The organism is uncultured Vagococcus sp., from assembly GCF_963518325.1.
Taxonomy (GTDB): Bacteria; Bacillota; Bacilli; order Lactobacillales; family Vagococcaceae; genus Vagococcus_D.
In genome coordinates this window covers 55,886-68,848 of the sequence record NZ_CAUQJB010000026.1, presented here as the reverse complement: position 1 = coordinate 68,848, position 12,963 = coordinate 55,886, and the positions used below count along the sequence as shown (strand labels likewise).

Annotated in this window: 9 protein-coding genes; 5 read left to right on the top strand and 4 right to left on the bottom strand. The window is 32.4% G+C overall.

Annotated elements, in window-relative coordinates; translation table 11 throughout:
• Positions 1-1,359 precede the first annotated feature (1,359 nt).
• On the bottom strand, positions 1,360-3,054 hold the full coding sequence (locus RWN13_RS17600) for a hypothetical protein (protein ID WP_047584107.1): 1,695 nt from the start codon (positions 3,052-3,054) through the stop codon (positions 1,360-1,362).
• On the bottom strand, positions 3,035-4,117 hold the full coding sequence (locus RWN13_RS17595; RefSeq protein ID WP_047584108.1) for a dsDNA nuclease domain-containing protein: 1,083 nt from the start codon (positions 4,115-4,117) through the stop codon (positions 3,035-3,037). The genes RWN13_RS17600 and RWN13_RS17595 overlap by 20 nt, the downstream gene beginning before the upstream one ends.
• A 180-nt stretch (positions 4,118-4,297) precedes the next feature.
• Here RWN13_RS17595 and RWN13_RS17590 point away from each other — a divergent pair, with 180 nt between their 5' ends.
• Genes RWN13_RS17590 through RWN13_RS17575 form a run of 4 tightly spaced genes read left to right on the top strand, consistent with a single transcriptional unit; the run spans position 4,298 to position 9,230 of the window.
• Positions 4,298-6,991, top strand: a complete 2,694-nt coding sequence (locus RWN13_RS17590; protein ID WP_314066284.1) for a SpaA isopeptide-forming pilin-related protein — start codon at positions 4,298-4,300, stop codon at positions 6,989-6,991.
• A 57-nt stretch (positions 6,992-7,048) separates the two neighbouring features.
• Entirely contained in the window at positions 7,049-7,369 is a 321-nt protein-coding gene (locus tag RWN13_RS17585; protein ID WP_047584166.1) for a hypothetical protein, read from the top strand.
• A 15-nt stretch (positions 7,370-7,384) separates the two neighbouring features.
• Positions 7,385-7,783, top strand: a complete 399-nt coding sequence (locus tag RWN13_RS17580; protein ID WP_047584110.1) for a DUF961 family protein — start codon at positions 7,385-7,387, stop codon at positions 7,781-7,783.
• A gap of 16 nt (positions 7,784-7,799) precedes the next feature.
• A complete protein-coding gene (locus RWN13_RS17575) occupies positions 7,800-9,230 on the top strand; it encodes an FtsK/SpoIIIE domain-containing protein (protein WP_314066282.1) in 1,431 nt (476 codons plus the stop codon).
• Positions 9,231-9,288: 58 nt separating this feature from the next.
• Here the strand turns inward: RWN13_RS17575 and RWN13_RS17570 are convergent, their stop codons facing one another.
• Positions 9,289-10,227, bottom strand: a complete 939-nt coding sequence (locus tag RWN13_RS17570; protein ID WP_314066280.1) for a hypothetical protein — start codon at positions 10,225-10,227, stop codon at positions 9,289-9,291.
• A 411-nt stretch (positions 10,228-10,638) separates the two neighbouring features.
• Entirely contained in the window at positions 10,639-11,532 is an 894-nt protein-coding gene (locus tag RWN13_RS17565; protein WP_314066278.1) for a helix-turn-helix transcriptional regulator, read from the bottom strand.
• A gap of 129 nt (positions 11,533-11,661) precedes the next feature.
• Here RWN13_RS17565 and RWN13_RS17560 point away from each other — a divergent pair, with 129 nt between their 5' ends.
• Complete coding sequence (locus RWN13_RS17560) at positions 11,662-12,963, top strand: replication initiation factor domain-containing protein (RefSeq protein WP_314066288.1); 1,302 nt, start codon at positions 11,662-11,664, stop codon at positions 12,961-12,963.

Here is a 12,963-nt window from a genome sequence, read left to right as displayed (position 1 = left end):
ATTAGAATAACATATTTTAGTTGTCAGTGTCAACAACTTTTTTTATTATTTTTTTTGAGTCATGAGTTTGTTTGAAGTAGTTTAGCTCTTCAATTGACAACTTAATTAGAATAACACGCTTAACAATCATTGTCAACAACTTTTCTTATTAATTTATAAATTTGTCTAATCTATTTATGTTACTACTATATAAATGAAGTTATAATTGCAGTATTTTTTGAATAGATTTTTATTAACTGAAAATAGAATGATTTTTTTACATGGCGTGTAATGCACAGATTCTCTATACTCCCATGCTAACCCCATTATTTTACCTACTTTAAAAAAGTATAATACTTTGGTTAAATCAATCTAGCATTAGATAAAAAAGCCATGAGTAACTATATGTTAGTACTTAATCCGTTTAGACATTTAAATATAAGTATAAACCTATGTAAAAGTTAAATGATAGAAGCAAATCTCCCTTCTTAACAACTTAGGGGGATGAAGCTCAGGATAAATCAAATAACTTCCCTACTCTTGAATATGAAAATACAATGCAGAAAACTGCTCCTATCAATCGAACAGAAATAGATGAGAACCTCGCAGGTACTGAAACCATGGACCTTAAAAAATGGAAAAATCAACAAACCATCCATCATACCATTCAGGGTTCCCCCTTCACTTCCACACCAATTAGCTTTCCAAACCAAATCAAATGAGTTTTGTCGCCCAGGTCATCCAAGCGATCGGTATGACGTGATTGTTAATAAATACAATTTAAAGAACTGTATCACACTAAATAGTTTCATAAAACTTATGTCTCTTTACGCGCAATGGCTGCCATGAAGCAGATTTACAACTATCGTCTCCCTTGAAAAAGAAGAACTTAGCGCAGATAAATTTGCACAATTCATTGAACCAGAAAAAGAGTTGTTATAAAAAATAACCAATGATGCGAGTATCGGTTACACTTTCACTTTCGTGCATTAAAAAAGCTAGGAATGCCTATCTATCAGCATTCCTAGCTTCTATTTTGTTGTTAACCTACACTGCCTTCCAGCAAAAGGTCAACTTTTTCCAGAGCTTCTGATAGGCTCTAATCGTTGCTATAACAGCGTTCTACTTTTTCAGTGAATACTACAAAATTCTAGTAATTTTTGCCAATTGTAGTTAGTTTTGATTTAGTTTCAAACTGTTTTAATTAAAAAAATTGGGATATTTTGGATGTTTTTAGTAAGAAAACCGCGAGCTGGAATAAATACTAAAACAATCAACCTGATTTTAATATTGATAGGTAATCCTAGAAGCCAATACTCTATTTTCAAAATAGCATATTGGCTTCTTTGTTTCTGGTCATTCAGCAAGACTAATTAATCACTATTCGTTTATTAAAACTAAATCCTTACACAGTTCTTTATAAAGCTCATAATCTTCTGTATTCAATAACTCATATTTAGAATTTGAAAGTTCGATAACATTATCAAAATGTTCTTCTTTAAAGTCAGAAGTTGAAAATCCTATAGTAGAAACTATTAATTGACTATCTTTATCTGATTCTTCAAATATATACTTTAGCAAGGTATGTTTACTATCTCTATCAAGTTCTGCATTTGCAGGGCTATCTAAAACAATTGGTAAACGTATAGCATCTGGATTAAATTTATTTTTCACTTTCAAAAGATTAAAATACCAGACAATAGTATTTATTGGTTTATTACTTCCGCCTGCGCTTATATTAGAATCAATTTTTTTAAATTTATCTGAGTCTAATTCTTCTAAGTTAAAATGAATTTTATCATTCAGCATTAATTCATAATAAGTTTCATTTATTTGCTTTTTCAACTCTAAATATTCTTTCAAAATTTTTCTCTGCTCTTTTAACGATCCCTGAGCCTGTTTCAAATTAACCTGACTGTTCCCAATATCCATAATCAGCTTATCTCTTACTTCCATTAATCCTTTATGTTTCAGAACACTACTGATTTCTTTTGAATTTAATTCTAATTTATCTTCATAGTTTTTTAGAGTATCTAATAATCGCTGATAATTTTTTTCTTCTTTGTATATGTTAGCTTCTACATTCAAAGATTCTTTTTCAAGTTCATTAGCTAGGAACAAAAAGTCCTCTTCATTGTTTAAAGTATTGATTTTCAATTCAAGATTGTCAGTAATAATGGAGTGACATTTAGGACAAGTGTGACTATTTATTACCTTTTTATCTTTATCATTTTTTCTAATTATTTTTCTTAAATTGGCTAGTTCTTGTTTAACCTCATAATTATCGTTTCTTTGATTAATTAATCTATTTTTAGTAAGTTGCAATGAATGTACAATTTTTTCATATTGATTTTTTGTACTTTCAACTTCTTGTTGTAAAACATCAAAATTTGTAGGAAAGCTAACTTTATCAACAAGTTCATTTTCAATTTTTTCAAGCATCTTGTAAAACAGCTGGCATTCTTCATCAAGAACTTTAAGTTGCTCACTTAATTGTTCAACTAATTTCATAACTTCATAGTATCTATCATCTAAAATACCAAAATGAGAGTACAGTGTATTTAACTTGAAATTAGAATATTCACCAAGGTTTCTAAATGAATCAAACGAACTTCCATTCATTTTATCCTGATCTATATAATTTAAGAGATAGAAATAAGCTGGCGGTGCAATCTCCAATTTGTCTGTATAACGATTAGGTAATTTTACAGTAAACTTAAAAATTTTTTCTAAGAAAGTTGATAGTTCTTTTCTCTTAAGAGTTTTAAATAATAGATTTTTCTTTAGATCAAAAATTTTAAACAACTTATCTTGCCTAAAGATAATATATGATGCCTTGTTAACTGAAAATTCTAAAATGGATATCTTCTTTTGGACATCCCATTTATCTTCAAAATAGCAGTCTGCTCCCATAGTATAATATAAATTTTTAAGAATTGTTGACTTACCTTTTTTATTTCCAATAATATCATCTTCCGTAGTAATGATGTTTTTTCCATTAGTAAATTCAATATACTTCGCTTTATTTTCAAATGTTGAAAAAATATATAATTTATTAAATGTCAGAGTATTCATAAATATTTTCCTCGACTTTCATTAAGATTAATAAAAAAAAGGCATATCTGTAGTCTTCTGAATACTCAATAGTGAAAAGTTTTGAATACTCAGAAACTAACAAATCAATGAAAACAGTCTCTTCAACATCATATTTCTCCAAGTTTGAAAAGATAGATTGAACAATAAGCTCTTCATTCTGTAAAACTAATCTATTACCACTCTCAATATCGGAAACCACTTTACCAAGCATCGTTTTCATTTTCAACCTTTTTATTGGTTTGTTTATGTTGGTGTCTATAAATACTGAAGCCTTTTCTACTGCTCTATCAGTTTTTTCAGAATAAAGTGAAATTATTTTTTCAATATCATCTTTTGAAACACCTTTTCTATTCAATATGTCTGAATAGCAATCTAATTGCAATTCATAACAAGCTTTTTCAGAAATTGTTTCGACAAGTAAATTATAGAGTGCATTAGGTTTGTTTGGCTCACTTCCTGTTAATTCAAAGAAAAATTTACTGGTCTTTCCTCTCAGTGTATCATCAGGACTGAAAAGGTCAATCGAAGTATAAATAAAACTAATTTTTGACATATCAGGTGTAACATCCGAACCTAGCTCCTCTTGAAGTTTAGATTCTATTGTTTTTTTCACTTCCTCATCTAGATTATTAAAATCCAAGTTTTCAATTGTTGTATGATTTTTTTTACTAGAGTCTTGAAATGGTTTATTGGAAACTAAATTTACGTGAATATTCTCATTTTGATTATTTGCAAGGGAATAAAGCCTACCTAGAATAGAAAAACTCTTTTCTTCCTCTTCAAGTTTTTTCTTTTTTAGTAATGCTCCTTGAGTATAAACTGCTCCGTCTTTTTTAGATTTAACTTGATAAAAATCTAAGCCAGTATCTTTATGAACTTCGATATCACATGCATAGTCAAATACCATAACAAATGACTCATTCTCATTATATATATCAAATAATTTACTTAGACCCCATAGTATCTCGTATCTAAATCTATTCTTACTTCGAGAGCCAGACAAATCAAAGGGCAATTTCATATATATAGCTTCATTTGACAAAGTTATACCTCCTCAAGTAATAAATCATCATATTACTAATAATATAGACTTATTGTGCAAATGTAAACGTAAATATATAAACAATACAAAAAGGAGTTGAACCAAAACCCTTGTCTCCCTCAATCAGAAGTCCCACTCTTAACTCTAAAAATTAAAATAATTCAAGGAGGAAAGGAAACAATGACAACTAAATATAAAAAGCACAAACTAGCCAGCTATCTCGCATTGATAGTAATCATGGCTAGTTTTTTTGCGACTCCTATCACTGCTCTTGCTGCTACCGTCAACTACACAAGAATTGCTGATTACATTTCTACTTGGTATTTAGCAAATCCTGCTGGTCTTCACTGGACAGATGATGGTGTTCACATGATTAAGGCAGAGGGTGAACCTGCATTTTGTATTGAACATGGTACCATTTTAAACGGCGGTTCTGGTTTTGATCCATCAGAACTTACAATTGCTGAAAAAGACCGCTTGTCTCTGATTGCCTATTATGGCTATAAAACGAATCCTACAAGTGAAAACTATGGGATTACTCAGAATATGATTTGGGAATCATTTGGTGATCAGCTACTATCTACCACCCTTCCCAACTATCAAAATAGAAAAAATGAAATCCTAGCAAAAGTGAATGCACACAATACAAAACCTTCATTCAATAATCAGACGATTACTTTAAATGTTGGCGATACAATCACACTTAATGATACAAACGGTGTTTTAAGTAAGTACGGCAATCTAGCTAGCAATTCTGCTAATTTACAACTAAATAAATCTGGAAACCAATTGAAGTTAACCGCAACCAGTTCATCGAAAGAAACAGGAAAATTACAGTACAATATCGCAAATGCTAATGATGTTGGGACAAGCTTTGTTTTCAACAAACCCAATGAACAAAAAGTAGCAACTTTCAAATTATCTACCGCTGGCTCCTTTCAGTTAAATGTCAAAGTCAATTTAAACGGCAATGTCAAATTGAAAAAAGTAGATGAAGATACTGGACAACCTGTTCCTAATACAAAAATGAAATTTGAGTACAATGGACAAACGAAAGAAATTGTCACTGATACTAACGGCTTTGCTCAAATTAATGACTTAAAAGCTGGGACTAAAGTAAAAATCATCGAAGTGACTGCCAACAATGGTTTTGTAAATAAAGGCGAATCTAAAGAAATCACGATTGAACCTAATAAAACAGTTGAAGTAGTGTTTGGAAACAAAGCCCAACAAGGATTGCTTCATCTAAAGAAAACAGGTAAAAAAGCTTCTAGTACAACAACTACCGACTCAGACTATGGAAAGCTACATGAAATCACTTTCGATTATGTTCCTCTGTCGGATGTCACTTTTATAATTAAAGCTCGTGAGGATATTAAAGTAGGCAACCATGTTCATGCAAAAAAAGGAAGTACAGTTGCAACTGTTCAAACAGATAAAAATGGTGAACTAATTAATATGCCAAAACTATATCTAGGAAAATATGAAGCCATTGAAACAGCTGCACCTGCTGGCTACTTGATGAATACCACCCCGCTGCCTTTTGAATTCACCTATGAAGGACAAAACGTTGAACTCGTGTCTCAATCTGTTGAAGCAAAAAATGACTTCCAACAATTGAAGATCACTATTCATAAGAACGAAGAACAAATTCAGGAATGGAAAAAAAATAAACCAGTTATCGAAGAGATCCAAGCCAATGGCAAAATATTTGGTCTGTTCTCCAATCAAGAGTTTACAATGACGGATAAAACAATATTGCCTGCTGATTCTCTACTAGGATTTGGCACAGTAAAAGATGGTGGGCTTACGTTCCCTACTCAACAATTAATGGAAGGAAACTATTATGTCCAAGAATTAGATGCTGGTGAAAATCATGATATTGATACTAGCCATCATGAATTCGAGTTTACAGCTGCAGACCACGAATCAGAAAAAGTGATTGATATTTATGCTCCTAAAGAAAATTTAGAAGATGAATCTGCACCACTTTTAAATAGGCTTCACTTCAATCAATTTTCACTAAAAAAAGTGAATGAAGAAGCCACTTTGAAAGAGAAAAATGGCTACGACTTTGCTTTCACAGGTAATGGAAAAGGCGCTATTTTCACTCTAGAAAATGAGAAGAAAGAAGTGATTCAAACAGCCACTGTAGATGAACAATCTCTTGCTATCTTTACCAATATCCCAGTAGGAACGTTCTATCTGAAAGAAAAACAACCAGCTTCAGAACAATATGTTCTATCTCCTGAGACCTATCAAATCGTCTCTACTTTAAAAGGAGTTCAAGCCTATGACAGTAGAGGAAATTTACTTGGTGAAAACCTTAATGAAGAGAAGCTAGAAGAAAATACAAATAAGCAATTAGCTAATGAAACTACTGCAGCTGAGGAACCACAAATCTATCAAGAATCGCCTCTACTGATGGAGATTAAAAATCATTTAGTCAAAGGTATTGCTGAACTAACAAAAACGGACGTGTCAAATGGAAAAGAGCTGCCAGATACAGGTGTTCGTATTCTTGATAAAGATAAAAAAATCATCATTGAAGGAAAAACGGATAGTCAAGGTCGTTTTAGTTTTGAAAACTTACCACGAGGAGTTTACTATTTCCAAGAATATGAAGCCCCTACTGGCTATCAAATAGATGAGACGCCGATTAAGTTTGAAATTCAAGAAGATGGTGAGATTGTCAAATGTACCATGACGAACAAGATGATTCCAAGGAAAAAAGAAACTTCCGTAACAGGCAACTTGCCACAAACAGGAGAAGTCATTTCTATCGCTGGGATCATTTTAGGTAGTGCACTATTAGTCAGTGTTGCTGGTTATTACTTCTACAACAAGAAGAAACAGCATAACAAAAATAACTAGAAAACTGGAGGCATTTCTATGTCTCCTTTTTTTATAAAAAAGAAAGAAGGAATAAAGATGTCCAATCGTGTCACAAACATTGTCTTAAAGGACAATCAATTAGGAAATAAAATCAAAGCAACCGTTAAAGAAGAACGAGAAGTTTATGTAGAGGGAAAACGAATCCCTTGTCGCATTTTTACAGCCTCCTCTGCTCTTCATCCTGACTTTGAAATCATCGTTCCAAATTTACGAAACTCCCTACGTTTTGAAGGTCGTAAAGAAGTAGAGCTGCGTGAAGTTACACTTGTACCTAGTGCCAAACGAAATAATATTGGAACAGCAAGCCGCTCACTTGAATTACAAATTTTTGCTAAACAACTGCTGACATTGAACTAGAAAAGGAGAAAAATGATGAGTTTAAAATTTGAAGACAATATTGTTAAAGATTTTGATACACGAAGAACGTTTGGAAAATTATTTTATTTGAATAGCCAAAAAATTTATGAAACAGATACAGAGGGCAACCGAACAGATTTTGTTCGAGAACAACGGATCACTGTCTATTCCGAAGCTAAAAATGACCAAATTGATATCACTGTCCCTGAAACTATTGATACCACACCTTTCTCTTATGATGATGAAGTAGAACTCACAGGAGAAGTAACTGCACTTGCTTGGCTTTCTTCTTATACTGGCTATAATGATTCAATTCAGTCAGAACAAGCCTTCAAAATTCGAGCAGAATCACTAAAAAAAGTAGAACCAGTTATTGTAAAGCAGGCTAAAGGAGATCAAAACTCTAAAAATTAATTGAATGGAGGCAACTATGAACACATTCTTTCATTATCGTGGGCGTAGAATTCGTCCTCTGCATCTATCTATTTATCGTACCTACCTTCTACTAACTTGGTTTCCTTTTCTATTATTTGCTGGTTACTATAGCTACCTTTTTATCTATCCATTAATACAGATGATGCAGCGAAGACAAATAATTGATTGGGGTGCCCTCTTAGTTCCCATGGGAGGGCTTTTTTTAATACTCTTCTTGTCATTGTTTCTGTTGTTCATGATTCGTAGATTTTCATTTTTAAAGGGTGGATTCTTCTATCGAGTCTACCAACGGCAAATGTTAGCTCGTCTTTTGAAAAGTAATGGATTGTATGAGAAAAAGGAACCGAAATCAAAAGAACAGGCAACTGAAAAAATGGTTTTTCCGAAAGTCTATTACCGTAATACTAAAGAAATTCTTTATTTGACAGTTCCTACAGATGGGATGAAATGGCATGACCGTTTTCAAAAAATTACAAAGACCTTTGAAGAAATGTACATTGCTGACTTCATTGAGGAACAAAAAGAAATGGGCTTCACCACCTATTTATTGATGATTGATGTCATCAGTAAGCGGATTGGAATTGAAGATTGCTCAGTAACAAATGGACAAGTCAAACTCATGGATGGCGTTGTATGGGACTATGCCGAAGTACCTCATATGCTAGTAACTGGCGGTACAGGTGGTGGCAAGTCCTACTTTCTCCTTACCTTAATTCATGCGCTTATCCAAGTTGGAACGGTAGATATTTGTGATCCAAAAGAAGCAGATTTAAAGGATTTAGAAAGTCTTCACCTATTTAAAAACCATGTATTCTACGGAACAAAGTGGATCACTAAATGCTTAAAGAATGCTGTAGAAGAAATGAATCGACGTTATGTTTACATGAAAGCTCTCCCTAACTATACAACAGGGAAAAACTTTTCATACTATGGTATTCCTCCCTACTTCATTATTGTTGATGAATGGGCAGCCTTTTTTGGTACCTTAACCTATAAAGAACAGGACGAAATTCTGCGATATGTAAAGGAACTTGTTCTAAAAGCACGACAAGCAGGTATTTTTCTAGTCCTAGCAACCCAACGTCCTGATGCAGATAACTTTGGTGGCGGTGTACGTGATAATCTCTTATTTCGTGTTAGCTTGGGAAAACTATCAGAACAGGGCTATTACATGACTTTTGGATCGGATCAAAAAGGAAAAGCTTTCATCAATAAACGAATTAAAGGCAGAGGCTACTGCGATAGTGGCTCAGGTGTTCCAAGAGAATTTTATGCCCCACTTGTTCCGAAAAAATATGATTTTTTAGCAGAACTTAGACAAATAGGTACTATGCAAACATTAAATACAAAAGAGCTTTTACAAGAAATGACTTCCGAGGAAATTAATGACGCACATTCAGCTTTTGGCTTAGAACAAAAAAACTGAATACAACAAGTAGACAGGTGCTTTATTTCTTTTAGCATCTGTCTACTTAGATTAAAAATTATTTTCTTAAAGTTATAAAAAATTGTTCAGGTAGCACTTCTTTATCAATATCAAAATTGATATACCCATTATTTATAGTGAGATGCGCTCTGATATATACATTAACGAGCATGTTTTTATTATCTTTCCACTTCTCCATAATTACTGAAAAATTTTTATACAATGTTTCTTTGTCAATGAAAAAAGCTGGCTTACCTTTTACATTACCTAACTCAAGTGTCTCAGAAAATCGAATATTAAAGTCTTTTCCTTCTGATTTAGGCTCATTTATAAATGCTAAACCAAAATAAATTAATGTACGCCTTGATTTTATATTTGATGATAAATCATTTGATTTTATCGGGAGAAAAATCTCTTTAATTCTAATAGTTTTACCAGTCATTCTATCAATTACTTTATTCTCTGGTGTCAGCTCAAATAAGTTAACTTGCTTCCTTAGAGTCTCATATCTATTTTGCTTTTGTCTAGTTGGTAATGTATTAGAATTTTTTGGAGGGATTGTTACAATTTGCTGTCCATCTAATTTACCTTCTTTTTTCCCATTAGTATCACTATTTGGTTTCTTAGCCTTTCTATAGGTGTCTCCATATAAATACAAAACATTCTCTCCAGTAAAACTATCAACAAATTGCTTCTCTCGATGCTGATAATTAACCTCTGGAGATGATTCTTCATCATTCTCATTTGAAAAAGGACATTTTGAATGATGCTTATTTATTTTTTTACTACCTTCAACAAATGCTGCTGTTTTATTCTTTTTATCCAAGCAGCGACAAGTCAGTGGTGCTGTGCATTCTTTATGTGCAGCACAAATAAAATCCTTATTGTCAATAATAATATCTGGATACAGTTGCTGTGCCTCCTTAGGAGATAACACAGGATAATTTTCTTTAATTGTCGGATTCGCAGGAACTGCTTCTTTATGTTTAGCTGTCATTTAAAGTCCCCCTAAGCAAGCGTTTACTTTATAATAACAAATTTATTGTTTTTAGTAAATTTTCTATTATATTTACAGATAACCAGCTTACCTACTCAGTATCATTTTCACGATGTATAAGTTAGTGAAATTGGTATTCGTTATCTTTCGCTTCGTTATGAACAAGGTTTCCTTGTGAAAGCCGCACACTTTGGTGTGTGGCGGTAGAACGAAAAGGAATAGGCAGGTTTCCTGACTATGACTGTGCGTGGTTAGGGCGAGCAGCGCTCGCTCTAACCTGTTACCCCCGCTTAATAACATGGGGGTAACTTTTAAGAAAATAAGTCAAGATACTTTGCAAATGATTGATTTAGTAAGCATTTTCTATGGTGAAAATTTGGTCAACTATTTTTGGAGTTACGGTCAACCCTATTAATTAATGTATTTGAAGTATTTTTTTACATGATAGTCTTTATGAAGCGAGCTCTTTTTCATCAGATTTAATCGTAATTTTTCTTTTTCTAAAATTGTTAGATGATGCATAGAGTCGATTTGGTTATTGATTGCATTTTTAAGCAGTTCACTTTCTTCATCTTCATGGCTATTTTTAAGCCCATAGCCAGATAATTTAAGGACGGAGAGTTTCATTAATTCATTCTTTCTAGAATCATATGAAGAATCCTGAATTAAAGCTTTTAAATCTGTATTATTTACTTTTCTAGGAAAAATAATTACCTGTAATTCTGGATCAATATAGGAGTCAACATTGAAAATGATTCTGTTGAATCCCAGTTGCTCAGCATAATTTTCTAAAGCTAAAATAAAGGATTGATAAAAATCAAAGAATTCGTCAAAAGAAACTGTCTCTGAAATTTTCCATAAATCAAAATCAATAATTTCAAAAATGAGTTCTTTAGGGTCAGCATTAATTCTTATGTTTCCCGAAAAGTCGAATTTGTTAGAATACTTTTTTGAATCAATGTTTAAGCAACAGTTTGAAGAATACGGATGAAAATGAAAAGATAGATGTAGTTTTTTTGAGAGAATCTTATTTAACAGAGCTAGATTTCGTTCATTAAATGCCACTTTGTATCGTTGTTCATTAGCAAAAGTAAATTCATTATTGATTTCTCCTAATTCATAGAGATCAACTTCAAGGTAACTGATTAACGTTACAAACGTATGAATACTCATTCCATAAAATTCATCTTTGATGATTTTACTAATAGTTTGTCTAGAAATCCCAGTTTCATTTGATAAACGTGTTTGGCTAATGTTTTTCTCTTTTAAAATAGTCAATAGATTATTTTTGTACATGTTATTCATGTTTGATCACCTCAAACCCAGTATATCAAAATAAATTCCTTATAAACATGGCAACTTTACTTGTCAAAACACACAAAAAACTGATAATAGCAGTGTTTAGTATAAAGAAACAGATAGGAGGAAATTTTTATAACGAATAATGAAATACGGAAATTGAGAAAGCAATTCAAACTAAGCCAACAAGAACTCGCTCAAAAGTTAGGTGTTACAAAATCATTTTTATCAAAGCTAGAAAATGATAAGAAGAAACCTAGCAAACATTTAGTAAAAAAGATTCATGACCAATTCAACTTAGATGGCGGAATACTACCAATGGAAGCAAAAATTGACTTTCTCAGAGTACGGTTCAAACTTAATTCACCAGAAGAAGTGATTGAAAAAGTACTAAAAATGGATTCTTCTGTTTTTGGTTATCGAGAATATGGATTAAATCATTACACAGAAACCTATTTCTTTAGTGAAATATTTATTTTCTCAAATCCCAATGATATTAATATGGGGGTCATGATTGAATTAAGAGGGCAAGGATGCCGAGAATATGAACTAATTCTAGAAGAGAGAAAAGAAACGTGGAATGATTTCTTTTGGAGACTTTATCAAGATGATCTTTTTGGCAGAGGAATTTTGATAGACACAAAGATTACTCGAATTGATATTGCTTTAGATGAAATGCTCTCAGAGCTGTACCCGAATTATGATCTACATGAATTAAAACTAAAATATGAACAAGGATTAGTGGACACCACCTTTCGTAATTTTGATTACAAAGGTGGTTTTTCGTTAAAAAAAGGAGAACGTAGGAACAAAGGATTGTCTCTCTATTTTGGTTCTAGACAATCTCCTTTTTACCTTAATTTCTATGAAAAAGATTATGAGTTGGCAAAAAAAGAAGAACTGTCTGTTAAAATGGTGCATCAAAAATATGGTATCAAAAATCGCTATGAAATTCGACTTGCGAATGAAAAAGCCTATCTCTTTGTAGAATATCTATTATCCACTGGGGAAACTATAGAATGGGTTGCTAGAGAGTTGATCGATACTTCATTAAAAGTCTTTGATTCCGATAAACAAGGGATTCGCACTCACTATAGTCAAAACTGGCGTATGGTTATTGAAAGTATGCAGGAACTGCGTTTAACCATGAAAGGTGAAAAACCCAATTATGAAAAAGCTCTTCGATGGCTTTTTAATTATCTAGCTCCAACATTAAAGAAAATTTGGATCATGGATCAAACATTTGGCACAAATGAATTAATGTCTCGAATCCAGCAAGCAGAGTTAAAAGAGAAAGATCAAGAAGAACTAGCAAAATTAACAACGACCATCAAAGAGCTATTAGTACAAGAAGCCCCCCAAGAAAACACGTCCCCTTCTGTCACTGTCACACAAGAAGAAGTCGAGCAACTATTAGCACAATTTTTATTTAATTGA